At 37.1% G+C, this 23,929-nt stretch carries 24 protein-coding genes; 13 read left to right on the top strand and 11 right to left on the bottom strand.

The annotated features are described in order from the left end of the window. Window position 1 precedes the first annotated feature (1 nt). Window positions 2-259, top strand: coding sequence for an Ada metal-binding domain-containing protein (locus SJY44_RS01040; RefSeq protein ID WP_396590904.1), 258 nt, complete (start codon window positions 2-4; stop codon window positions 257-259). An 11-nt stretch (window positions 260-270) separates the two neighbouring features. Beyond that, complete coding sequence (locus tag SJY44_RS01045; protein WP_396590905.1) at window positions 271-867, top strand: GNAT family N-acetyltransferase; 597 nt, start codon at window positions 271-273, stop codon at window positions 865-867. A 5-nt stretch (window positions 868-872) separates the two neighbouring features. Here SJY44_RS01045 and SJY44_RS01050 read toward each other — a convergent pair whose 3' ends face one another. The 5 genes from SJY44_RS01050 to SJY44_RS01070 all read right to left on the bottom strand — a co-directional run bounded on the left by SJY44_RS01050 (window position 873) and on the right by SJY44_RS01070 (window position 8,294). After that, the gene (locus SJY44_RS01050; protein ID WP_396590906.1) at window positions 873-2,009 is read right to left on the bottom strand and encodes a glycerate kinase; all 1,137 of its coding nucleotides are present in this window, start codon (window positions 2,007-2,009) and stop codon (window positions 873-875) included. Between the two features lie 12 nt (window positions 2,010-2,021). Further along, complete coding sequence (locus tag SJY44_RS01055; protein WP_396590907.1) at window positions 2,022-3,626, bottom strand: sodium:solute symporter; 1,605 nt, start codon at window positions 3,624-3,626, stop codon at window positions 2,022-2,024. Next, window positions 3,623-4,216 (bottom strand): GNAT family N-acetyltransferase, encoded by a 594-nt coding sequence (locus tag SJY44_RS01060; RefSeq protein ID WP_396590908.1) that lies wholly within the window; start codon window positions 4,214-4,216, stop codon window positions 3,623-3,625. Before SJY44_RS01060 ends, SJY44_RS01055 begins: the two co-directional genes overlap by 4 nt. Before the next feature lie 10 nt (window positions 4,217-4,226). Continuing rightward, window positions 4,227-5,543 (bottom strand): MGH1-like glycoside hydrolase domain-containing protein, encoded by a 1,317-nt coding sequence (locus SJY44_RS01065; RefSeq protein ID WP_396590909.1) that lies wholly within the window; start codon window positions 5,541-5,543, stop codon window positions 4,227-4,229. Between the two features lie 87 nt (window positions 5,544-5,630). Continuing rightward, the gene (locus SJY44_RS01070) at window positions 5,631-8,294 is read right to left on the bottom strand and encodes a TonB-dependent receptor domain-containing protein (RefSeq protein ID WP_396590910.1); all 2,664 of its coding nucleotides are present in this window, start codon (window positions 8,292-8,294) and stop codon (window positions 5,631-5,633) included. 185 nt (window positions 8,295-8,479) lie between these two features. Here SJY44_RS01070 and SJY44_RS01075 point away from each other — a divergent pair, with 185 nt between their 5' ends. From SJY44_RS01075 to SJY44_RS01085, 3 genes are read left to right on the top strand one after another with little or no spacing between them, the layout of a single operon-like run. Further along, window positions 8,480-9,505, top strand: a complete 1,026-nt coding sequence (locus SJY44_RS01075) for a LacI family DNA-binding transcriptional regulator (RefSeq protein WP_396590911.1) — start codon at window positions 8,480-8,482, stop codon at window positions 9,503-9,505. Window positions 9,506-9,555: 50 nt separating this feature from the next. Then, window positions 9,556-10,257, top strand: coding sequence for an SIMPL domain-containing protein (locus SJY44_RS01080; protein ID WP_396590912.1), 702 nt, complete (start codon window positions 9,556-9,558; stop codon window positions 10,255-10,257). Between the two features lie 37 nt (window positions 10,258-10,294). Then, window positions 10,295-10,783 (top strand): DUF6265 family protein, encoded by a 489-nt coding sequence (locus tag SJY44_RS01085; RefSeq protein WP_396590913.1) that lies wholly within the window; start codon window positions 10,295-10,297, stop codon window positions 10,781-10,783. Window positions 10,784-10,806: 23 nt separating this feature from the next. Here SJY44_RS01085 and SJY44_RS01090 read toward each other — a convergent pair whose 3' ends face one another. Then, a complete protein-coding gene (locus tag SJY44_RS01090; protein ID WP_396590914.1) occupies window positions 10,807-11,388 on the bottom strand; it encodes a TetR/AcrR family transcriptional regulator in 582 nt (193 codons plus the stop codon). 37 nt (window positions 11,389-11,425) lie between these two features. After that, entirely contained in the window at window positions 11,426-12,175 is a 750-nt protein-coding gene (locus SJY44_RS01095) for an SDR family NAD(P)-dependent oxidoreductase (RefSeq protein WP_396590915.1), read from the bottom strand. A 163-nt stretch (window positions 12,176-12,338) separates the two neighbouring features. On the opposite strand from SJY44_RS01095, the gene SJY44_RS01100 reads away from it, so the two are divergent. Genes SJY44_RS01100 through SJY44_RS01110 form a run of 3 tightly spaced genes read left to right on the top strand, consistent with a single transcriptional unit; the run spans window position 12,339 to window position 16,431 of the window. Then, complete coding sequence (locus SJY44_RS01100; RefSeq protein WP_396590916.1) at window positions 12,339-15,485, top strand: glycosyl hydrolase; 3,147 nt, start codon at window positions 12,339-12,341, stop codon at window positions 15,483-15,485. 9 nt (window positions 15,486-15,494) lie between these two features. Next, window positions 15,495-16,067: a pentapeptide repeat-containing protein gene (locus tag SJY44_RS01105; protein ID WP_396590917.1), complete on the top strand. Its 573-nt coding sequence runs from the start codon at window positions 15,495-15,497 to the stop codon at window positions 16,065-16,067. 10 nt (window positions 16,068-16,077) lie between these two features. Continuing rightward, window positions 16,078-16,431 carry a hypothetical protein gene (locus tag SJY44_RS01110; protein ID WP_163421082.1) on the top strand — a complete coding sequence of 118 codons (354 nt, stop codon included), beginning with the start codon at window positions 16,078-16,080 and terminating at the stop codon, window positions 16,429-16,431. Between the two features lie 15 nt (window positions 16,432-16,446). Here SJY44_RS01110 and SJY44_RS01115 read toward each other — a convergent pair whose 3' ends face one another. Continuing rightward, window positions 16,447-16,917, bottom strand: a complete 471-nt coding sequence (locus SJY44_RS01115) for a CBS domain-containing protein (RefSeq protein ID WP_298922932.1) — start codon at window positions 16,915-16,917, stop codon at window positions 16,447-16,449. A 121-nt stretch (window positions 16,918-17,038) separates the two neighbouring features. Here SJY44_RS01115 and SJY44_RS01120 point away from each other — a divergent pair, with 121 nt between their 5' ends. From SJY44_RS01120 to SJY44_RS01135, 4 genes are all read left to right on the top strand, one after another. Next, the gene (locus SJY44_RS01120) at window positions 17,039-19,318 is read left to right on the top strand and encodes a M28 family peptidase (RefSeq protein ID WP_396590918.1); all 2,280 of its coding nucleotides are present in this window, start codon (window positions 17,039-17,041) and stop codon (window positions 19,316-19,318) included. After that, window positions 19,311-20,132 carry an SDR family oxidoreductase gene (locus tag SJY44_RS01125; protein ID WP_396590919.1) on the top strand — a complete coding sequence of 274 codons (822 nt, stop codon included), beginning with the start codon at window positions 19,311-19,313 and terminating at the stop codon, window positions 20,130-20,132. The genes SJY44_RS01120 and SJY44_RS01125 overlap by 8 nt, the downstream gene beginning before the upstream one ends. Before the next feature lie 121 nt (window positions 20,133-20,253). Further along, window positions 20,254-20,628 (top strand): hypothetical protein, encoded by a 375-nt coding sequence (locus SJY44_RS01130; protein WP_163421078.1) that lies wholly within the window; start codon window positions 20,254-20,256, stop codon window positions 20,626-20,628. Window positions 20,629-20,753: 125 nt separating this feature from the next. Beyond that, window positions 20,754-21,449, top strand: coding sequence for a hypothetical protein (locus SJY44_RS01135; protein WP_396590920.1), 696 nt, complete (start codon window positions 20,754-20,756; stop codon window positions 21,447-21,449). 6 nt (window positions 21,450-21,455) lie between these two features. Here the strand turns inward: SJY44_RS01135 and SJY44_RS01140 are convergent, their stop codons facing one another. Both SJY44_RS01140 and SJY44_RS01145 read right to left on the bottom strand, forming a co-directional pair. Then, on the bottom strand, window positions 21,456-21,953 hold the full coding sequence (locus tag SJY44_RS01140; RefSeq protein WP_396590921.1) for a nuclear transport factor 2 family protein: 498 nt from the start codon (window positions 21,951-21,953) through the stop codon (window positions 21,456-21,458). Beyond that, the gene (locus tag SJY44_RS01145) at window positions 21,943-22,440 is read right to left on the bottom strand and encodes a hypothetical protein (protein ID WP_396590922.1); all 498 of its coding nucleotides are present in this window, start codon (window positions 22,438-22,440) and stop codon (window positions 21,943-21,945) included. Before SJY44_RS01145 ends, SJY44_RS01140 begins: the two co-directional genes overlap by 11 nt. A gap of 64 nt (window positions 22,441-22,504) precedes the next feature. Between SJY44_RS01145 and SJY44_RS01150 the strand changes: the two genes are divergently transcribed. Beyond that, window positions 22,505-23,452 (top strand): NAD-dependent epimerase/dehydratase family protein, encoded by a 948-nt coding sequence (locus tag SJY44_RS01150; RefSeq protein WP_396590923.1) that lies wholly within the window; start codon window positions 22,505-22,507, stop codon window positions 23,450-23,452. A gap of 25 nt (window positions 23,453-23,477) precedes the next feature. Here the strand turns inward: SJY44_RS01150 and moaC are convergent, their stop codons facing one another. Then, window positions 23,478-23,906, bottom strand: a complete 429-nt coding sequence (moaC, locus tag SJY44_RS01155) for a cyclic pyranopterin monophosphate synthase MoaC (protein ID WP_396590924.1) — start codon at window positions 23,904-23,906, stop codon at window positions 23,478-23,480. Between the last annotated feature and the right edge of the window lie 23 nt (window positions 23,907-23,929).

A 23,929-nucleotide genomic window follows, 5' to 3' on the forward strand; every position in this document is an offset into this window, starting at 1 on the left:
CATGATTGAACATAAAGAAATCACTTCCTCTGAGCTTTTTAGATTCTTAAAACAAAGAAAAATACAATGGGCAGGGAACAAAAATCTTAAGATATATGGAACTCTACGTTGTAAATCAGGAAAACGTCTAAAGGTTGAGAATCGTGTTTTCTTTGATTCCGATAAAGACGCTATAAAGGAAGGTTATCGCCCTTGCGGACATTGTATGAGAGAAGCTTATAAGGTTTGGAAAAACAATAAACTTATCTTTGGGGTTTAAAACTGAACAACATGGAAACATGGTTAAATCCAATAACTCTGGAAGGTGAATTGGTTAAACTGATTCCGATGGAAGCATCTCATAAACCTGATTTGTTGGCAGCAGCAGCAGATGGTAAGTTATGGGAATTATGGTATACTTCGGTGCCTTCTTCAAAAACCATTGATACTTATATAAGTAACGCTCTTGAAGATCGAGAAAATGGCCTTGCGCTACCTTTTGTAATTATTGATAAAAAGACAAAATCTGTTGTTGGCTCTAGTAGATATTGCAGTGTAGATGCTTCAAACAGAAGGGTAGAAATTGGGTATACATGGTATGCTCAAAGCACACAACGTACAGGAATCAATACGGAATGCAAATATCTTTTATTAAAACACGCCTTTGAAGATAGGAATGCAATTGCGGTAGAATTTAAAACCAACTTTCATAATTTTCCTTCCAGAAACGCCATTCTTAGACTAGGGGCCAAACAGGACGGTATTATAAGAAACCACCGAATTGATCAACAAGGAAATATTCGGGATACGGTTATTTTTTCCATTTTAGAAAATGAATGGCCTACAGTAAAAACTTCAATAAATTTTAAAATGAAAACGGCTTATTAAGTGTTTTAAGTACTATTTATCTTAATAAGACTGGCAAAATTATAAGTGGCTTGTTCCAGATTTTTATAGCTATTGGTTTTAGCATCATCAAGGTTACCTATTTCATTTAAAATTGATATTGCATAGGTAAGTCCCAATGCTTTCATTTCATCAACGGAAATCATCACAGATCCGCAGAAAGCAGCAACAGGAATCTTCTTTTTATTTGCTGATTTTAGCACACCATTGATGGTTTTACCAGAAAAAGTTTGTCCATCCAATTGACCTTCGCCAGTAATAATCCAATCAGCATCAGTCAATGCGCTTTCAAAATTGGCCATTTCCATAACCAAGTCCACTCCTGAAGTTAAAACTGCATTTAGAAAAATCTTGGCGCCGGCTCCCATACCTCCGGCGGCTCCTGCGCCCGGAATATTTTGAACATCAACCCCAAAATCTGAATAAACGACCTTAGCAAAATTCTCAAGTCCTTTATCCAAAAACTCAACTTCTTCTATGGACGCTCCTTTTTGGGGGCCATAAATATATGCTGCCCCGTTTTTACCATACAATGGATTATTTACATCACAGGCCACTTTGATTTCTACATCCTTCAAGCCATTATTCACCTTCGTCTTATCAACTTTGTTCACCTTGATTAGATTTTCCCCAATAGGACTCAATTTATTTCCGTCCTTATCCAAAAAACCATAGCCCAAAGCGGTGGCCATTCCCATTCCGCCATCATTGGTAGCACTACCTCCAATTCCCAAGATTATTTGTTTAGCGCCTTTGTGCAATGCATCTGCAATCATCTGTCCCGTTCCCAAAGAGGTGGTATGCATACAGTTCATCTCTTCCTTATCCAGTAATTTGTAGCCAGAGGCTTCAGACATTTCAATAAAGGCTACGCTTTTATCTTCGGAAAGTAAATAGTTGGCAGAAATCTTCCTAAACAATGGATCCGCTACGGTTATGGATTCATTATTTGCATTTAAGTATTCTTTTACAACTTCTATGGTGCCATCTCCCCCATCAGCCAATGGTTTTTTAATAATGATGGCCTCAGGAAAAACCATTTTAATTCCATTGCTAACAGCATCACAAAATTGAAACCCGGTCAAGGAACCTTTATATTTATCCGGAGCTATAACAAACTTCATTTTTAAAGATAGTTAACTGAAAAACTTGGGTAACCCAATACTCAAAACTACGATTAACAGAAAAAACGAGCCCAATATAATGAGCTCTTTTCTACCTGAGTAATAAACCACCTCTAACCCTTCATTAGCTTTTCTCTTAATTACATAGCTAAATAGCACCGCTACAACTATGGTTACCAAACAACCGATGGCATTCCACCAAAACCAAAATATCTCAGGCACATAAAGCCACAAGCACATATTGAACAGTACTCCAACTACAATACCCAAATTAGCTCCTAGAGCATGGGTTTTTTTAGTAAGTATAGCCAAGATAAACGCAGCTAAAATTGGACCATAGAAAATTGAGCTTATTTTATTGATGACCTCAATGACCGTTCCTTCAATATTTCCTGCAAAAAAAGCAAAGGACAAACAGACCAATCCCCAAAATAGAGAAAGGAACCTAGAGCTCATTACATATTTTTTATCGCTTATATCTGGTCTGAATCTTTTTACAAAATCTTCCATAGTTACTGCAGATAGCGAATTAACAGTTGAACTTAAGGAAGACATTGCAGCTGACATGATGGCTACAATTAAAATTCCAATAATTCCATTTGGTAAATAGTTGATGATAAAAACAGGTACCATTAAGTCCGCTTTTTTTCCTTCAAGTGAACCAATGTTAGCCTGGTAAACCGTATCCATCATCTCTTGAAAGCTAGTATCTTGAACTAAAAGAGTACCCAATACAAGACCCATTACACAATAGGTAAGGGTAAGGGGGAACCTAAATAGTCCATTGGCCAAGAGTAATTTTTTTATGGTTGGCATCCCTTTGGCAGACAGCAGTCTTTGCGATTGTGTCTGATCAGTTCCATAGTAAGAGGCGTAAAGAAAAAACCCGCCAATGACCATAGGCCAGAAACCAAATTCATCACCTCCATCAGCATTGTCAAAACCCCATTTAGTAAAATCAACAGCGGTAATACGATCTTGGTCCACATTAGTAAGAAAATTTTCAAATCCACCCAACTCGCTTATTCCATATATCAAACATATTATGATTCCTAAAAACAAAATAATCATTTGAATTACGTCCCCCCAAATAACGGCTTTCATTCCACCTTGAAAGGAGTACACCAATGTAATAACACCAATTATTAGAATGGAAATCCAAAAGTCAACCCCTACGGTAGCTTGTAAAATCAAGGCCATGGTATAGACCATAACCCCAGTTGCCACGGAACGGCTAATTTGAAAAACAAAACTTATCAATAAGCGTGAAGAGGCATCAAACCGTTTTTCCAAATATTCATAAACACTCACAATTCCTGATTTGTACAATGTAGGAATTACAGCTATCAACAAAAAAGCCATAGCCAACGGCACCCCAAATTCATAAGTTAACCACTGCAATCCCCCTCCTTCTTTTAAACCCACAAAGGCTGGAGCAGAAATGAAGCTTATTGCAGATAATTGGGTGGCCATGGTTGAAAGACTTAATGGGAACCATCCCATACTTCTACCTCCCAAGAAATAATCACTTGAACTTTTGTTTTCCTTAAAAAAATAGCCTATTCCCAAAAAAACAATGAGGTATACTACAATGATGATGTAATCTATATAGTTCATAATCTATTCTTTAAGTTTTCCTTTTTGATTTTAAGCCATTCATGTTTAAGAATGCCTAGCAAAACAGCATCTGATCTTCCATAACCATGGATGGAAGGGAAAAGATTTCGAATTTCTCCTTCTTTAACACATCCCACACTTTGCATCGCCGCGATACTAACTTTGTTTTCTGAGTGAGCACCCAATCCTACTCTTTCCAAACCGATTTGGTCAAAAGCAAATTGAAACATTAAGTATTTGCAGTTCTTATTTAATCCTGTGCCCCTAAAATCCCTGCCATACCAAGTATATCCCAAGCGTATTGTATTTAAGTCTTCTTGATAATCAAAAAAACGTGTACAGCCTGCATAACACTTTTTCATTTTGTCATAGACCGCAAAAGGGTATCCGCTTTTTTTATCGCGATCAGTAATAGCTTCAAGAATGTAATTTTCAAAATCCCTGCTGCCATCTGACTTTCCTAAAAAATAGGTCCAAAGATCTTCCTCCCTTGAAATTTCTTGTAAAAGCACAGTATGATCAGGAGTCAACGGGACCAGCTTTACTTTATCGTTTTCCAAAACATAATCCTTAGTAAAGTCAAGTACCATTATCTAAAGCTTAAGATTCCTCCTTTAAAAAATCTATCAATAAAGCGGCACTCCATGAAAAATTATCTCCGCCATATCCACTGTTTTCAGCATCTGGGTTGGCCTTCCTTGAATCAAAATACTCAAAAAAGCCATTATTTTTGACCAGCTCAAGCGAATCATTTTTAACCCTTTGTCCAAGCTGATCATATCCATATCTTTTTAGTCCATGATAAAGCATCCAATTCATGTTAATCCATACCGGACCTCTCCAGTATTTCCTTGGATTAAATTTTTCGTGTGTTGGGTCAAAAGAAGCGCATAGGTATCTATCTTCACCTCCAAATTTTTGAACCATAGTTTTAACTAAACGTTCTGCTTTTTCCTTATCCGGAGCTCCTGAATAAAGCGGGGTAAAGGATGATGATGAAATGTATGGTATTTGCCTATTGTTCCGTAAATCAAAATGTACATAGGCCCCAAGCTCATCATTATATAATTTAGCATTCAGACTTTGAATACTTTTTTGTTGTTTGGATTTCAGGTATGCAATCCTTTCATCATTCCCTCCCAACAATCCATATAGTTTGATCAACGCTTCATTTGACCTTATCAAGATGGAATTAAAAAGAGGATCCAATACCAAAAAGGGAGAGTGTTCGGCTATTTTGGCATCATCATAGTTATATTTCTTTGCAACATCAATTATATACAAGTAATGATCATATTCCCTTTTGGAAGGACGCTGGGAAGCATCTACATGCGAAGTGTCCCTTCTTTCAAATTCATATTCTGGAGGGTTCATGGTCAACCAAATATCATCCCACATAGGAGAGTTGTCCGTGCCAGACTCCCAATTATGGTATATATAGATAAGGCCTTCATTTTTCCAATCCCGATTTTCATAAAAATAAACGTGATTCGCATAGACCTTATCAATTTGTTTACTGATGAATTCCAACATCTTATCACTGCCTTTATCAATCTCCAATAATCTTTCCAAGATAAAGCCCATTACAGGAGGCTGAGTCATACCTGTAGAACGGTATTTTTTTGAAGATTGGGGATGAAGGTTTGACTGATGAAAATCGGGTCCCGGAAAATAGGAATCACTATCCGTATGAAAAACTATATGTGGAATAAAACCATTTTCCCATTGTGCATCCAACAACGTTTCAACTTCAATTTTTGCCTTTTTAAGATCATAATGCGCAAAACCCAATGCAATAAAACCTGAATCCCATTTCCATTGAAAGGGATAAAGCCCTTTGCTGGGAATTGTAAAACCACCATCTTGAAAATTATCTTCCAACACCTTAATGGCCCTATTAATCAATTTCTCTCTCATAAATAGCATATAAAAACATATTGGCGGCCTGTCACCACCAATATGTTGCATGAACTTGAAAACTAACTTAAACTATTTTTTTACTGACTAAAAATTAAATGTCGCAGTCAAGAAAAATCTTCTCGGAAGAATTGGACGACCAAAGAAAAAATCTTGATTTCCAGCTTCACCGGCTACTCCTGCCCTTGGATTTCCTTCTGTTATACCATCACTATCAAATAAATTAAAGACAGAAAAACCAAGTCTTACAGAATTTTCATCAGCAGTATTAAAGGTATAACCCGCTCCCAAACGTGCAATGGTAATAGCATCCAGTTCCACATCATTAATGTCTGAAGTGAACTTTTTCCCGGTATGGTTCAGTGTAAAATTGGCATCAAACTCCCTGTTATCATAGTTAAGTCCTAAGGTTCCCAAGAGGTTAGGCTGTCTTGCCAATTCATTGCCCTCATTGGTTGTTGTTGTTCCTCCATTGACCAAATCTTCTTGAATGTTCTTGGTAATTTCATGATTTTGATATGTAGCGGTTCCTTGCAGACTAAGATCATCTGTAAATCTATAATTCCAAGTAGCCTCCACACCAAAGGTTGAAGTATTCTGTTCTGTTCTTGTTTGGTCTACCAATAAACCTCCAACAATGGCTTGATTAATTCGTATTCTATCTTTTAAGCTCACATAATATGCTGCTGCAGAACCAGAGAATTTTGATGTGCCAAATTTAGCACCAGCCTCAAATTGTATAATATTTTCTGAATCGTAATTTGACTCACGAATACCTGGAACCGGAGCAAAACTTCTTATTTGCGGAAAGAAAAATCCTCTTGAAAAGTTTGCATACAGATTAGTGCTTTCTGAGAGCTCATATAAACCTGCCAAAGACAATGCCCAGTCAGAAGCACTTATTGTTGCCCTGGTAAAACTTCCATCGGCGAAATTCACATTCCTAAGTCCATCCGTAAGTTCCGTATTATCATATAGTGTTGATTCAACAATGCCACCATTGCTAAAAGTTCCTTCTGTTGATTCGTATCTGAAACCAACATCAAAACGCCATCTATCAAAAACCATTTCATCTGTTAGATAAAAAGCAGTTCTATTCTGGTCTAAAAATCTGTTTGATGTCATTCCAATACGATTGGTAAGGCCTCCTTCTGAAAAGACTACATTGGCACCATTTTCATCTGTATAACTTAGATTGACCAATCTAGGATTGTTATTGAATTCTGATAGCACTCGGTATTGGTAGTTCACATCCTCTGCTTCGGTTCTTGACAAAAATGTACCTATAGTAAAGTTATGGATATCATCATTTGACCTTAATGTCAATGATGCCTCTCCAGAATAATCAGTCATAGGTCGCAACCTATCAACATGTAAATTATCCACAACCAAATCGGAACCGCTTATTTGGGCATCGCCCCCACCTTGATAGGTAGCTACAAAACCCTGATTGTTTTCATCAACGCTGTTTACATAATTGTTTAGTGAAATTGGATTTCCATTGTCTCCATTACCTCCAACGTATAGTGCAAAATTATGTTCGTAGTTGGCATATCTTACTTTGGATTTGAACCTTAAGTTATCCGAAAAGTTATAGTTGAAATCTCCCATAACATAGCCGCCTTTTGTAAAAACACCGTCTTCAATAGGGCTTTCATAAACTCCGCCTGCTGTTAAAAATGAGGTCTCCTCTAATTCGCCGGACAATAACTGCTCCACAGGTTGTCCGTCATTACCATCTATTCTTTCTCTTGATGCACTTAGTGGTATGGGTAAATAGAATTGAGCTCTATCATTAATAAATTGAGCATGAACTGTAAATGATCCGTTTTCAAATCGCTTTTTAATATTTCCGCGGAATTGAACTCCTCTTGTAGCTAAACCTGTATCTATCGGACCATCATCTGTTCTAACAAAACCAGTGAAAGCATAAAAAGTATTCGAGTCTTCTCCCCCAAGTCTGCCACCGCTATAAAAATCCGTTTTAAACCTATCGCCATCTCCCCACTCGACGTTTATAATATTACCTGGGTTTGAATCTCCAGTTTTACTCGTATAGTTGATAATACCTGCAACGGATCCTGCACCATATAATATGGCAGCGCCACCTCTAACAAATTCAACACCTTTAAATCCAATATCCGGTCTAGCATATACATCATGTGCAGATGAGTTTAGTCCGAATGAACTAATCAAAGGCATCCCATCATACTGAAGGGGGTTAAAAACATATTGCCCGCCAGAGGGTAGACCTCTAACAAATAAGTTGGTTGCAGTTTCACCACCACCGCCTTCAGCAGTGATACCTGGAACACTTCTTAATATATCTGCCTGGCTATTGGCGGATAATTTGGTGATTTCCGCCATTTTCTTTGAGCTAATTGATAATGGTGCCTGTTTCTGTGACCTAAACGTACTGGACGCCGTAATTACTACTTCATCTAATTGCTGACCACTCTCTTGAAGCACAACATCCAAGGAAAGTGCTGAACCATTTAAATCAACGGTTTGTTCAGATGGCGTAAATCCAATAAAAGATATCCTAATGGTTTGACTCCCGCTTAAGTCTGTTGAAAGCACAAAGTTCCCGTCAAAGTCGGTCGTAGTTCCTTCCGTGGTACCTAATACTAATACATTAGCTCCTAGAATTGGAACTCCCGAACCATCCTCTACATTTCCTGTAATCTCTGTTTGAGCGACACTGATCCCCATACAAAAAAGGACTGTTATCGCAAATACTAAGTTTTTCATAATCGTTTAGTTAATTCGTGAGACATTTTTAAGTTTCATTATGTTTTTACTAGTAATAGGCTAAAATTATTTGAATGCCTTAATGAATTCTGTAATTTTTTACAATTTTGTTATGCAAACGTTTGCGAAAACGTTTGCAAAGTGTTTTATTTTTAAAACCGACTTTGTACGTTACATTTGAAAACATGAAAAAAAAGCATAACATTACCTTAAAAGAGCTTGCCAAAAATCTAAATATCTCTATATCAACAGTTTCAAGAGCTTTAAATGATCATCCCGACATCAGCCAATCAACTAAGGAAAAGGTTAAAAAACTGGCCAACGAACATAACTATGTTCCTAACTTATTTGCCAGTGGGTTTAGAAGTCATAGAACCCATATCCTTGGAGTAATTGTTCCCAATATTTCGCATTACTTCACCACAACTGTACTTAAAGGGGTTCTAGAAGAAGGGGAAAATTTGGGTTACAGGGTCATTATATCTGAATCTAAAAATGATGACAAAAAACAATCCGAAATGCTGCAGACCATGATGCAGTTTGGAGTAGATGGTGTTCTTTTGGCCTTATCGCGGAAAACAAAATCCGTGGATGATATTCTTCAAACCGTAAATAGAATCCCGCTAGTTATGTTTGATAAAGTTTCTGGGAAAATTCCTTGCACGCAAGTAGTAATAAATGAAGAAGAAGCAGCATATAATGCCGTGGAACATCTTATCAATACAGGGAAGCGAAGAATAGCGATAATCAAGGAAACCGAAGGATCCTTTAATTCTGAAAAACGCTTTGAAGGTTATCTTAGGGCTTTGAAGGAACACAATTTACCTATTGATGAGAAGATAATCTTGAGCACAGAAGATATCTCCCTGACAAAAGGTAGGATGATGGCTAATATTCTACTGAGCTTAAAAAAAAGGCCAGATGCCATTTTTGCAATAACAGATAGCGCAGCAATCGGGGTAATCAAAGCGTTGAACAAGTTTAAAGTTAGCATTCCAGATGAGATTGCCGTTGTAGGCTTTAGCAACTCTGCAAGTTCCACCATTATATCCCCTTCACTTTCCACCGTAGATCAGCCAGGAAACAAAATTGGTAGAACCGCCGTTAAGTATCTCATTGACGAAATTGAAAATCCAAAAGAAGATTTAATTACAAAAACCATAGAAATAAAGACCAATCTTATTGTTAGAGATTCATCTTTTAAAGTGTAATTTTGTAAGAGAAAGATTCATTTAATCTTGTTGTTTTAAATCTAGCTATGATGAAAAAAATTGTTTTTACCTTTATTCTAACCTGTGTATTAACTTCTGTAATGGGACAATCAAAAAACTTCTTGGACGTACCGTATCTTGAAACTTCTGCAAGAGTGGATACTCTTGTAACCCCAGACAAAATCTATTTGAGCATTACAATTCAAGAGAAGGATTCCAAAGGAAAAAAATCGGTAGAAGAGCAAGAAAACAAAATGGCTCAAAGCCTAAGGGCTTTAGGAATTGACCTAGACAAACAATTGGTAATTAAGGATCTTAGCAGCAACTTTAAGAAGTACTTTCTACGCCAAAAAGATGTGTTAAAGAGTAAACAATATTCTCTTTTGGTGTATTCTGGAAAAAAAGCTGGGGAAGCAATGGTTGCTTTGGAAAAACTGGACATTGCCAATACTTATTTGGAAAAAACCGAGTATTCCAAAATGGATGAGTTGGAATTGGAACTTAAATCCAAAGCTGTAAAAAAGGCGAAAAAGAAAGCTGAAGCTTTGACAGCTCCATTAGGGCAAACTGTCGGAGCGGCCATTCACATAATGGATACGTCCACTCCTTATTATCCCAGATACAACCAAGCACCGCGCATGCAAATGAAAGCCATGGAAATGGATATGGCAGAAGCGGAACCTTTAGATATCGATTTTGAAAAAATAAAGGTCGAGACTTCTGTAAATATCAAGTTTGCATTGTCCAAATAATCTGTTTTCATTCGTCTCTACACTAAATGGGGATTGTATGAAAACTATATTATTTTTATTTCTTTCCAATATTACGTTGCTTACAGCGCAAAAGACCTTACAACTAAGTGAAGGTCAGAATCCTCCTAAAGGGGATTTACAACAGGTATCCTGGATTACCGGCCATTGGCGTGGCGAAGCCTTTGGCGGTATTTCAGAAGAAATATGGAGTCCTCCTTTGGGAGATTCCATGATGTTTGTTTTCCGGTTACTAAATGATGATAAGGTCTCCTTTTATGAAATTGGGCACATTCGTCAGATAGACACTACGCTAATAATGCAATTGAAGCACTTTCATGGGAATCTAAAAGCCTGGGAAAATAAGGATGAAACAATAGATTTTAAATTGGTAAAACTGGAAAAGGACAAAGCATATTTTGAAGGAATTACCTATGAACGGGTCAATGAGAATGAAATCAACGTTTTTGTACTTATTGAAGATGCAGACAATTCAAAAGAAGTTTTATTTAACTACAAAAGATTTTGATTGACAAAAAATTGGAACAATGACTAGTCAAGCACGGATAGTCCTGCTTGCACCATACTGTTCAGTTTATCAGGGTTTGAATCCACTTTTGCCAAAACCCGCATTCCACTGTAAAGGGTAAAAAGCATTAGACCAATACTCTCCGCATTTTTAGAAGAGGAAAACTCGCCTCTATCAATTCCTTTTTGAACATAATTGATAAAAAGGCTTTCAACATTAGTTTTGTTATCGCTTAAAACTTTATGAATTGCTTCGTCGCCAGGTATAAGCTCCGTAGTGGTATTGACAACAAAACAGCCTTTACGGGCTTTGTCCGTTAGTGCTTCTTCAATGGCTATGTCAAAGAGTTTTTTTAGACCGGTCCGCACAGAATCTTCCTTATCAAAAATTGCTTTTAGCATGTTTCCTGTCGCACTTCTATATTGCGTAAAAGCTTTATTAAAGAGTTCTTCCTTACCACCAAAGGTATCATAAAGACTTGCCCTATTAATGCCCAAATGGGACACTAAATTCTGCATTGAAGTAGCATGGAACCCTTTTTCCCAAAAGAGTTCCATTGCCTTGTTCAATATTTCCTTTTCATTAAATTGCTTTACTCTTGGCATTATTTTGGAATAACTGTTCCAAATTTATTGAAAAAAATTATACCTGCGCCAAACCTCCATCAACGGGAATTTCCGCTCCAGTAATGTAACTGCTATCATCAGATGCTAAAAATAACGCTGTTGAAGCCACTTCTTCAGCACTTCCAAACCTACCCAATGATACCATAGATGGAAAGCCAGAGGCCATTTCATCTATGTTTTCCTGTGGTACATTATGTTTTCCATAAAGCGGGGTATCAATAGGTCCTGGCGCTATTGCGTTTACTCGAATGCCCTTAGGTCCAAATTCTGCCGCCAAAGTTCTTGTCAATGACCTTAGGGCAGCTTTACTAGACGAGTAGGCTGCCATCCCTGCAAAACCTTTCACGTTTACGATAGAAGTATTAAAGATGATACTTGCGCCTTCATTCAAGTGCTCATAAGCAGCCTTAACGGTGAAAAGAGGTCCACGTACATTAATGTTATGCACTTCGTCAAAGATGTCTTCCGTAAGTTCATTTACACCCTCTAAACGAAAAACTCCGGCATTCAAGAAGAGGATATCTATTCTTCCAAATGTTTCTACTGTTTTTGCAATCAATGCTGCACTATCAGAAATACTGGACGCTTCAGCTTTTAGCAGAAGGAAATCTCCTGTAAGCTCAGTTTTTAAGGCATCCAATTTTTCCTGACTTCTGCCCGTAAGGACTACTCTGGCACCTTCGCTAAGGTATTTTTTTGCGGTTTCCAAACCAATTCCACTGGTTGCACCGGTAATTACGGCCACTTTGTTTTCAAGTTTTTTCATGATAATAATTATGTTTTATTGATTTCTATTTATTCTGGAACGTTCATTCCGATACAAACATATGAATAACAGAACGATTGTTCCAAATAAAATTCAATCTTTATCTTTTTGTTAACATTATGTCTGGGTTTTGTATCTTCCCAAAAGCTAAAATCAAACCAAAATGAAAGTATTTCAATTCTTCCTTGCCCTCCTTTTGCTCATCTCTTTTGACAGTGAAGCACAGCGCAGAAAAAAGAAAACCTCTTTACCCAATGTGGTTCTTAATGATTCTATATACCATGGTCTAAAATGGAGAAATATTGGTCCGTTTAGAGGTGGTAGAAGTGTAACATCATCTGGAGTCATTGGACAACCCATGACCTATTATATGGGCTCAACGGGTGGTGGTATCTGGAAAACCATTGATGATGGCATTACCTGGAAAAATGTTTCAGACGGTTTTCTTAAAACAGGAACCGTGGGAGCCATTGCCGTTTCGGAAAGCAACCCAAATATTGTTTTTGCGGGTATGGGAGAACATGCAGCAAGGGGCGTAATGACCTCAATGGGAGATGGTGTCTACAAATCTACAGATGCAGGAAAGACATGGAAACACATAGGACTTGATGAAACACGTCATATCTCTGATGTCATTATCCACCCAAAAAATCCTGATATTGTTTTTGTTACTGCTCAAGGAGCACAATATGGACCTTCTAACCAAAGAGGCGTTTATCGCTCATTGGACGGGGGAGATAGTTGGGAAAATGTACTTTTTGTTGATGAAAATACTGGAGCCTCTTCTTTATCAATGGATATGACCAACCCATTGATTCTTTATGCAGCTATGTGGCAACACAGGCGTTACCCGTGGAAAATAGAATCTGGTGGTGAAAACTCTGGATTATACAAATCCACTGATGGCGGTACCAGCTGGAAAAAACTTAAGGAAGGACTTCCCAAGGCGTTTGGAAAAGCTGGAATTTCAGTCTCCCGAGCAAATTCGGACAGGGTTTTTGCAGTTATTGAAGCAGAAGGAAAAAAGGGAGGAGTCTATCGAAGTGATGATGCTGGCAAGAAGTGGGCTCAAATCAATTCAAACCGAATCAACATAGCAAGGTCTTGGTACTATATGGAGATTTTTGCAGATCCACAGGATGAAAATGTGGTCTACGTATTGAACGCTCCAGTGACCAAATCAATTGATGGGGGGAAAACTTTTGCTCCGTTACCTACCCCTCATGGAGACAACCACCATTTGTGGATCAACCCAAATGACAATTCCAAAATGATCAACTCCAACGACGGAGGTGCCAATGTTTCAAATAATGGTGGTAAAAGTTGGAGCACACAACAAAATCAACCCACCTCACAATTTTATAGGGTAATCACGGATAACCTTGTGCCCTACAATGTCTATGGAGGGCAACAAGATAATTCAGCTATTGCTATAGCAAGCAGAACCAATGATGATGGAATCGATTGGAAAGATTGGTATTCCGTTGCAGGTTGTGAAAGTGCTTATTTGGCTTTTGACCCAGATAATCCAGAGGTGGTCTATGGGGGTTGCTATCAGGGTATTATTGAAAAATGGGTTCGCGCTTCTAGAGAAGGAAAAGCCATAAAAGAATATCCTGAACTGGGTCTTGGAAAGGTGCCAAAAGATTTTAAGTTTCGTTACAATTGGAACGCACCAATTATTAGTTCCCCTCACGATAGAAATACAATTTACCATGCTGGAAATGTTGTTTTCAAAACTGTGGATGGTGGTCAAAGTTGGGAAGTTGTAAGCCCAGACCTTACAAGAAACGAGCAAGAAAAACAAGGTGAAGGTGGCGGTCCATATACCAATGAGGCTGCTGGTGGCGAAAATTACAACACTTTAATGTATCTGGTTGAGTCGCCACATGAGCAAGGTGTGCTTTATGCGGGCAGTGATGATGGTTTGGTTCATATTACAAAAGACGGAGGCGCAAATTGGCAAAACATCACTCCTCCAAATTTAGCTAATGGTATCATCAACAGTATTGAGGTATCTCCACATAACCCAGCTACGGCTTACATAGCGGTTATGCGTTACAAATCTATGGACTTGAAACCTTATATTTTCAAAACCAATGATTACGGCAATACTTGGAGTAAAATCACTAATGGAATAACCAACAAGCATACGTTTGTTAGGGTTGTACGTGAAGATAAAAAGCAAAAGGGACTGCTATACGCGGGTACCGAAACAGGGCTTTATCTTTCTTTGGATGATGGCCAAAATTGGCAACCTTTTCAGTTAAACCTTCCTGTTGTGCCCATCAATGATCTTATTATTCAAGACAATGACCTTGTTGCTGCAACTGCTGGTCGTTCTTTCTGGATATTGGATGATTTGGGAGCTATTCAAAATAGTTTAGATACCACTGAGAAACTGAAAATTTACAAACCAAAAGACACCTATCGCATCTTTGGGGGAAGTCCAGAAAAACCAGTTCCCGGTTTAGGTCAAAATCCAAAACAAGGGGTAACTTTTGATTATTACTTGCCAAAAGATTCAGACTCTCTAAATCTAAAATTGGAAGTTCTTCAAAATGGAATAGTTATCCGAACCATTACCAATAAAACCCAAAAAGATTTTAAATCATGGCCTGGGGGACCACCAAAACCTGCAGTGCTCCCTTCTAAAAAAGGGCACAACCGTTTTACCTGGAATTTTAGTAAAGAACAGATTCCATCTATTGATAAGGTTTTTGTTTTTGGAAATTATAATGGGGCAAACGTTGCTCCTGGTGTTTATGCACTGCGGTTAAGTTTAGAAAGTGAAACCGTAGAAACGGAAGCTACCATTTTACCTAACCCAAAAGTTGATGGCACCGAAGCAGACTACGCTGAACAGCAGCAGGTACTAAATCAAATTGAGAATGCCATATACTCAATGCACGAAGCCGTTAACCAAATGCGTTCCGCCAAAGCACAATTAAAAAGTTATAGTAAATTGCTGAAAGAAAATGAAAGTGCGAGCGAGTTGTTAAAGGTTGGAGATTCTTTAATGAAACGTATTAAAACTTGGGAAGAAAACCTTATTCAGCCCAAGCAAAAAACTTTCCAAGATGTTATTAATTTTCACAACCAGTTAAATGCAGATTTTATGCATCTTAAAGGGTTTATAGATACTGCTGAACCTAAAGTGACAAAAGGAGCTAAAGAACGTTTGAGGGATCTTTTATCACAATGGAAAACATTTGAAAATGAAAAGAACAGTATTGTAAATACCGAAATGGCAAAATACAATGAGCTTTACAGCACACTGGAGCTGCCTGCAATACTTTTGGAAGATTAAGTTTAAAAAATGCAACAATCATTTATTGCAGATCAAGAATTTAAAGGTATAGACTATACCAAAGATCGATTGCCCAAGTCAGATTATGAAAACTGTGTTTTTGAAAACTGCAAGTTCTCTGATGGTTATCTTGACAATCAAAACTTTATGGAATGTGAATTCATAGAGTGTGATTTGAGCAATGCCAATCTAAAAAACACCATCTTTAAGGAAGTTGTTTTTATTGAATGTAAACTAATAGGCCTCCGTTTTGAAGATTGCAGTGATTTCTTAATGTCATTTCAGTTTAAAAAGTGCAATCTAAATCTTTCGTCATTTCTTGGAATGAAACTGAACAATGCCCAGTTTATAGAATGTAAATTGGTGCAAACAGACTTTGCTCAAGCGGATTTGACACAGGTGCTTTTTTCAAATTGTAATATGGAAAACGCTATTTTTCAACACTCCATTCTAGAAAAGGCTGATTTAACTACTTCCTTTAATTTAAACATTGACCCTGAACAAAACAGGTTAAAAAAGGCAAAGTTCAGTAAAGACAACCTTAGTGGTTTATTGAAAAAGTATGATATTATAATTACATAAGGCGCTCATTATGTCTGAAAAGAAATGTCTTGAATGTGGCGAAAAACTGCTCGGCAGAATAGATAAAAAATACTGTTCTGACCATTGTAGAAACGCCTATAATAATAGACTCAATAAGGATAGCAAAAACTTAGTAAGAAACATAAACAATAGATTGCGCAAGAACTATCGTGTACTGGACAGTTTCCCTTTAAAAGATGGAAAAACCAAGACTACCAAAATGCGACTTATGGATAAAGGTTTCGATTTTGAACACATCACAAACCTTTATACCACAAAAAAAGGCAGTACTTATTACTTTGTATATGACCTTGGCTACTTACCGTTGGACAACGACTATTATATGATTGTAAAACGTGAATAAAAATGTGATTGGAGATTATTTCCAGTTATGAGAACTTAGTTTTAAAGCAGCGATAACAATATCTTTTCGACTTATTTGTCCTACCAGGATATCATTTTTCATTACTGGCAATCTGCGCCTTTTATGCTTGTCAAAAACACCGGCTGCATCAAAAATACTCATGTCATGGGGTATGGTCTCTACATTTTTAGTCATGAAACGTTCCACACTTTTATCTAAAATAGGTTGGTTAAAGTACCTACTTTCAGAAATTTGTTTCATACAATCCGCTTCAGAAATGATTCCAACTAAAAATCCATTTTCATCCATTACAGGTCCCCCAGAAATATGGTTTTTTGCAAATGATTCCATAACTGCCAAAATGGATTGTTCTGGTGAAAAAGTAACCAATTTTTTGGTCATATAGTCTTCCACAAGTATTGGAGCATCATATTCCTTTTTTGAAGACCCTTTCAATCTAACTCCTTGAAAACTCTTGATTGCCATATCGTTACTTTTTGGGTTGATTAATAAATATAGGGAATTTTAACGAATTATTTAAATTTTATACGGTAAACCTACGAACCTTTCATAATTTTATACTTTTACATGCCAACTTAATCAAACTATGAAGTTTTCAAGAACTCTTGCGCTATTACTGCTTCTTTTTGCAGTGTATTGGAGCTACAAATCTTTAATGCCACCATATCATAGTGACCAGGATAGCGCATTACAATCCTTCTCTACGGATAAAGCATTAGTCCATGTCAAAAATCTTGCTAAAGAGCCACATGCGGTTGGTTTTCCAGGACACGCAAATGCAAGGGGCTATGTTATATCCGAACTTAAAAAACTTGGGTTGGAAACTACCACCCAAGAAGGATATACTGCTGGAGATTGGGCGAACCTCAGCAAGGCCACAAATATCTTGGCCAAAATTGAAGGTTCCGGAGAGGGCAAGGCACTCCTTTTGTTATCTCATTACGATAGCAATCCTCACTCATCTTTTGGTGCCAGTGACGCAGGAAGTGGAGTTGCGACCATTTTGGAAGGTGTAAGAGCCTTTATGGCACAAAACAAAACTCCTAAAAACGATATCATCATTCTTATTACGGATGCAGAAGAATTAGGCCTTAACGGTGCTGACCTTTTTGTCAATAATCATCCATGGGCAAAAGAGGTAGGACTGGTTCTAAATTTTGAGGCACGTGGTAGTGGCGGTCCAAGTTATATGCTCATAGAAACCAACAGGGGCAATGGAACTTTAATAAAGGAGTTTACAAAAGCAAACCCCAAATATCCAGTTGCCAATTCTTTGGCATACAGTATCTACAAAATGCTGCCTAATGACACAGATTTAACCGTTTTTAGGGAAGATGGTGATATCGAGGGATTCAATTTTGCCTTTATTGATGACCATTATGACTACCATACTGCTTTAGATACCTATGAAAGATTGGATAAAACTTCTTTGGCTCATCAAGGCAGTTATTTAATGCCGTTGTTACAACACTTTAGTGAGGCCAATCTAAATGATTTAAAAAGTCTGGATGATTTCATATACTTCAACCTTCCTTTTTTTAATTTGGTTTCGTACCCGTTTGAATGGATTTGGCCCATGTTCGGAATTGCAGTACTTGCATTTGTACTTCTGCTCATAACAGGCTTTAAGAAGGAAAAATTAAATGCAAAAGATATATTTAAAGGTTTTCTTCCGTTGCTGACTACTTTAATTATAAATGGAGTACTAGGGTATTTTAGCTGGAGTGTAATAAAATGGTGGTACCCCGACTTTAACGATATGCTCCATGGATTTACCTACAATGGACATATCTACATTATGGTTTATGCCCTTCTATCTTTAGCTGTATGCTTTTGGTTTTACCACAGGTTTAGAAAAACAAGTACACCCAACCTCTTGGTAGCACCTGCTTTAATATGGCTGATCATATGTGGCGTAGTGGCAATTTATTTGCCAGGTGCCAGTTTTTTTATTATCCCTTTATTTGGACTGCTGGCAGCTTTTATGGTAACTATAAATCAAGAAGAACCAAATCCATTCTTACTGGTTTTTTTAGCACTACCAGCCGTATTCATACATTCGCCTTTTATAAAAATGTTTCCTGTTGGTTTAGGATTAAAAATGATGGTTGCGGCAACAGTTTTCACTACGCTACTTTTTTTCTTGGTACTTCCATTTTTTGGACAGCTAAAAAACAAGGAGCGTTTTGCTTATTTAGCAGTTTTCTTGTTTGCAGTGTTTAGTATTTCAGCGCACATCAAAGCAGATTTTAATGAACAACGCCCCAAACCAAGTAGTCTTTTGTACGTATACAATGCAGATAAGGATTCCGCAATTTGGGCAACTTACGATTATAAACCCATAGGTTGGAACGGTCAATTTATAGGAAGTGAAAAACGAGTGCCTAAGGCTGGAGAGTATAAAACACTCCCCAGTAAATACCGAACCGAATTTACTTATATTGCAGATGCTCCAAAAAAAGCTATAGCCGAGCCTTGGGTAGACACCGTCAAAGACACTATAATTGGAAATGAACGTATTCTAGAATTATGCATTACCCCAAAAAGAAGCATTAATCGATTAGATATCTACACCAATCCTATAAGATTGAATTCTGCAAAAGTCAACAACATTCAACTTTCTGATTATTTTCTAGAAAACCGAAAAAAAAGACTGATTACCCATTACATAACCGATAATGATTATACGGAACTAGAATTGAGTTTTCCAAAAGACTCGGTGTTGGAGCTCACATTTTATGAAGCTTCCAATGATCTATTAACTAATACGGCGTTTACAGTACCCGAAAGACCAAAGAACAGTATTCCAATGCCTTTTGTACTTAATGATGCTATCTTGGTGACCAAAACAGTAAAATTTGAATGATAGCATAGGTGTATTGGGTTGTGGCTGGCTAGGATTGCCTCTTGCCAAGCATTTTGTAAACCAAAAACATGAGGTTTATGGGAGCACAACATCTAAAGAGAAACTGGAGCTTCTTCAAGATAATGATATTCATGCTTATGAAATATCAATATCCACTTCTGGTGTTAAAGGAGACATCCAAGGTTTTTTGTCAAACATAGATATTCTCATTATTAACCTTCCGCCAAAGTTAAGAAGTGGCACTAGCGAAAGTTTTGTAGAGAAAATGAAATTACTGCATTTGGAAATTAAGAAGAGTGCAGTTCTTAAAATCATTTTTGTAAGCAGCACCGCTGTTTATGGTGAAGTAGATGGTGAAGTAGATGGTGAAGTAACTGAAACCACTGTACCAAAACCTTCTACCGAATCTGGCAGGCAATTATTGGAATGTGAGCAACTCTTTACACAAGATGACACTATAAAGACTACCATAATCCGTTTTGGCGGATTGATTGGACCTAGTAGACATCCCGTTACTATGCTCTCAAAAAGACAAAACCTAACTAATGGAAACAATCCTGTGAACCTTATCCATTTAGATGATTGTATTCACATAATAAGTACAATCATTGCAAACAACTATTGGAACCAAATATTTAATGGAGTATATCCTTTGCATCCCACAAAAAAGGAATATTACACCTCAGAAGCATTAAAAAGGGGTATTCCGTCACCCGATTATTCGGGCAGTTCTTCGGATAAATTCAGCAAGGTTGTTCTAAGCAAGAGTTTTCTTGATAAAAACCATAGTTTCCAAACTTCAATTCTGTCTTAGTTGACCACCAAAAAGTAACACTTCACAACAATTAAGAGAATTTTAAGTTAATTAATTAACTGATTTTTAATTGATTATATGCGTCAGCGGTATCTTTGTATTAGTTAAAGTTATTAGCGTCATGGGAAATTCAAGATTAACAACAAGAATCTTGATGGAGATGGAGAATTTGATTACAAAAAGTAGTACAAGAGAAAACATAACCTCAAGATTTCAGGACTTACATAGGTCAATTCTAAGAAAGCATTACAATGCTGCAGATGTAGATATAGATTATGATAGACATCGTGTAAAAATGGATGTGGTATTAAACGATAAAGAATATGACCCAAAAACCATCAATATGGTGGTTTCCACTATACCTGTCAATCTTTTTTACAAGGATCTTAATGCTTTTTTAAAGTCCTGCTTGCTAAAAGATGTAAAAAGTCTTGCCTTTTACGCAAGTTTGCTCAAACAACATACGGATAAGGACATTTCAATGATGGCCCTTTAAAACAATAAAATTGTTATTGAAAAAGGATGTCATGTGACATCCTTTTTCTTTTTGATCCTTATAGTATTCTTTAACAGCATAATACCAATAATTTTTTTAGTTTTGGCGCACTAAAGTCAAGATAAATGAGAAAGATTGTTTTATTGTTGCTATTGTTCATAGGTTTCAATGGTATTTCACAGAGTAAGAGTGAACTTTTAGATCATTATGAAGCCTTTTACAAGGAGATGCGATCACAGGGAGATATAAATGGTGTCATTAGTTCATTGACCCATTTAAATGTGCTCTCACCTTCCAAAGAGCGTAAGGACACATTGGCCTTTGTCTACATGAACAATAATCAGCACATGCAGGCTTTGAACACTATTGGAATTGAGAAGAAAGATGATGACTCTGATTTGGCCGTACAGGTAAAAGCAGTTTCCTTAAAAGCTTTAAACCAGCCCAAAAGAGCATTAGAACACTTTGAAACGTTGTTTGCACGTGTCCCATCTGCTTTCTTAGCTTATGAATTGGCCGACCTTAAAATACAAACAGGAGACAATGATGGTGCATCAATCAACATTGAATATGGTATTGCCAATGCCAAAGATGATATGAAATATGCCTTTTACGAAAGACAGCAACCTTATGAAGTTGCATTAAAAGCAGCCTTCTACCACTTGCAAGGATTAGTAGCCTATAATAAGGATAAAAACAATATTGATAGTGCAATTGCTTCTATTGATGAAGCCCTTAAAATTGATCCTAACTTTAACTTGGCCAGTTTAAGCAAACAGGCGTTGGAATCAAGAAAGGAAAAACCTGAGGGACAAGAATAAAAGAAACTATTTCTTTTTAAGATCAAGAAGCGTTAAGCTATCTTTTTCTTTTTTAATTTGAATTAACTCCGCAACGTTTTCGTTTGGTACAGCAATAGACAGTACATAATGGGCAATTTTCCATTGCCCATTTTCTTTTTTCATAACTCCAGAACCTCTGCAAAGTTTCATTTGCGTATCCAATAGCTCATCAAACCAGGCAAAATCTTCTGCTTTGTTCATGTAGATATTTCGTTCCACAGCCGTAAAACTCCAAGCTTTGCCTTTATCAAAATAGGGTTTAGAAAATTCTTTAAAAGCTGCATTTTGCCAATTTTCGGTTGCGTCTGTACCAATAAACACTCCGTCTGCAGTCATTTTACTAAAATAAGAGTCAAAATCTGCATTTGATGCTGCAAGATGCCAATCATCCAATACATTATTTATATTTTCTTTTTCGCTATTCTGAGCGTTGATCGCTAAAGCTAAAATCAGCAATAGTCCCAACATAATTTTATCCTTCATTTAAAATCAATTTTGTGTCCAACTGGCTATTGACAAGAACATTGAACTGTTTACGAAATGCATTATAAGCTTCCAACATTTCTATGGTAGGCTGCGTGGCATCCCTATTGTCCAAAACACTGGATTTTACTTTTAGCATATATGTTTTAAAAACGCGCTGTCTACTCTTAATCTGAAATTTATCAAATGCTTCTGGATAGGTTCCCTTTTCTAGAAGTTTTTCCTTTTCAATGAGATCATCAATGGCCAAAATCAAATCTTCATTATTTTTGGCCCTGTACAGCACATCAACACTACTAGACAATTTTTTAAACTCGGGCCATTCTTCAACAATGACTGTTGCCTTTGGATTTATCGTGAGCTTTTTCGGCATTTTCTGGTAATTGAAAACAAGTTCATCATTTCCAATATCCGAAGAACTATCCCCATTTTTTTTGCAGCCCACAAAGACCATAAAAAAGATTAGAATACATGACAATTTTCGCATAAGCGAATGTACAAATTTTAATAAAAGCTATCTTTACCCATTAACGAGATTAACTTCAATTTAAATGCAAAAACCGATTCTTATTCTTGGCGCTTGTGGTCAAATAGGCACCGAACTTACTATGGCACTAAGGGCCAAACATGGCGCTGAAAATATTGTGGCCAGTGATATTAGGGAAGGTAACGAAGCTCTAATGGCTTCCGGTCCTTTTGAATTACTGGACGCCACAAATTACGAGGCCATTGAAGATGTGGTCATGCATTATGAAATTGATGAAGTATACTTAATGGCCGCTATGTTAAGTGCCACGGCTGAAAAGTTTCCGATGCGGGCATGGAATCTAAACATGAATTCTTTGTTTAATGTCCTTAACCTAGCAAAAGACCGAAAAATAAACAAAATCTTCTGGCCCTCCAGCATAGCTGTCTTTGGTCCAAATACGCCAAAAGAAAATACGCCTCAAAATACCATTATGGAGCCTAGCACGGTTTACGGGATCAGCAAACAATCTGGAGAACGTTGGTGCGAATATTATTTCAACAAATTTGGAGTGGATGTGCGTAGTGTGCGATACCCAGGTCTAATTAGTTGGAAGACTATGCCAGGTGGAGGCACTACAGATTACGCCGTAGAGATATACCATGAAGCCTTAGGGAAAGGAAAGTATACATGTTTTTTAAATGAAAACACCAAACTACCAATGATGTATATGGATGATGCCATTAGAGCAACTATTAGTCTAATGGAAAGTGATCCAGAAAAACTAAGCGTAAGGTCAGCATACAACTTGGGAAGTATGAGTTTTACTCCAAAAGAAATAACGCAGAGCATTCAAAAGCATATTCCAAATTTTAAGGTTGATTATGTAGCTGATTTTAGACAACAAATAGCAGACTCATGGCCTAGCAGTATTGATGACATAACTGCAAAAAATGACTGGCATTGGCAGCCTATGTTTGATTTAGAAAACACAACAGCAGAAATGCTAAGTAATTTGGAAAAGTCTTTATAAGTCAAGTCTACTCTGCTCACTAAAATTATATGTTTTCAATATCTGATTTGCCTCCTGTTTTCTTTAGCAATTTTATGTGATGTATTTCAACCCCTTTGTCAATTGGTTTTAGCATATCGTACATATTAAGTGCAACTACACTTGCGCCATGCATAGCTTCAACCTCCACTCCGGTTTTATAAAAGGTTTTTACCATGACCTTTACTATAATATCAAGGCCATTTATCTCATATTCTATAGCACAATGCTCAACTGGTAACGGATGGCAATCTGGCAGTAAATCCGCTGTTTTTTTAACGCCCAAAAAACCAGCTGCCTTACTCATGGAAAAAACATCTCCCTTGGGCACAGTTCCTTTTTTAATGGCATCTATGGTTACCATGGAGCTTACTTTTACAATCGCTTGGGCAATTGCTGTTCTATTGGTTGACTGTTTCTGAGTGATATCGACCATTATAAGAGCCTTTTTAAATCCTT

The sequence above is a fragment of the Allomuricauda sp. R78024 genome (assembly GCF_044596045.1).
Lineage (GTDB): Bacteria > Bacteroidota > Bacteroidia > Flavobacteriales > Flavobacteriaceae > Flagellimonas.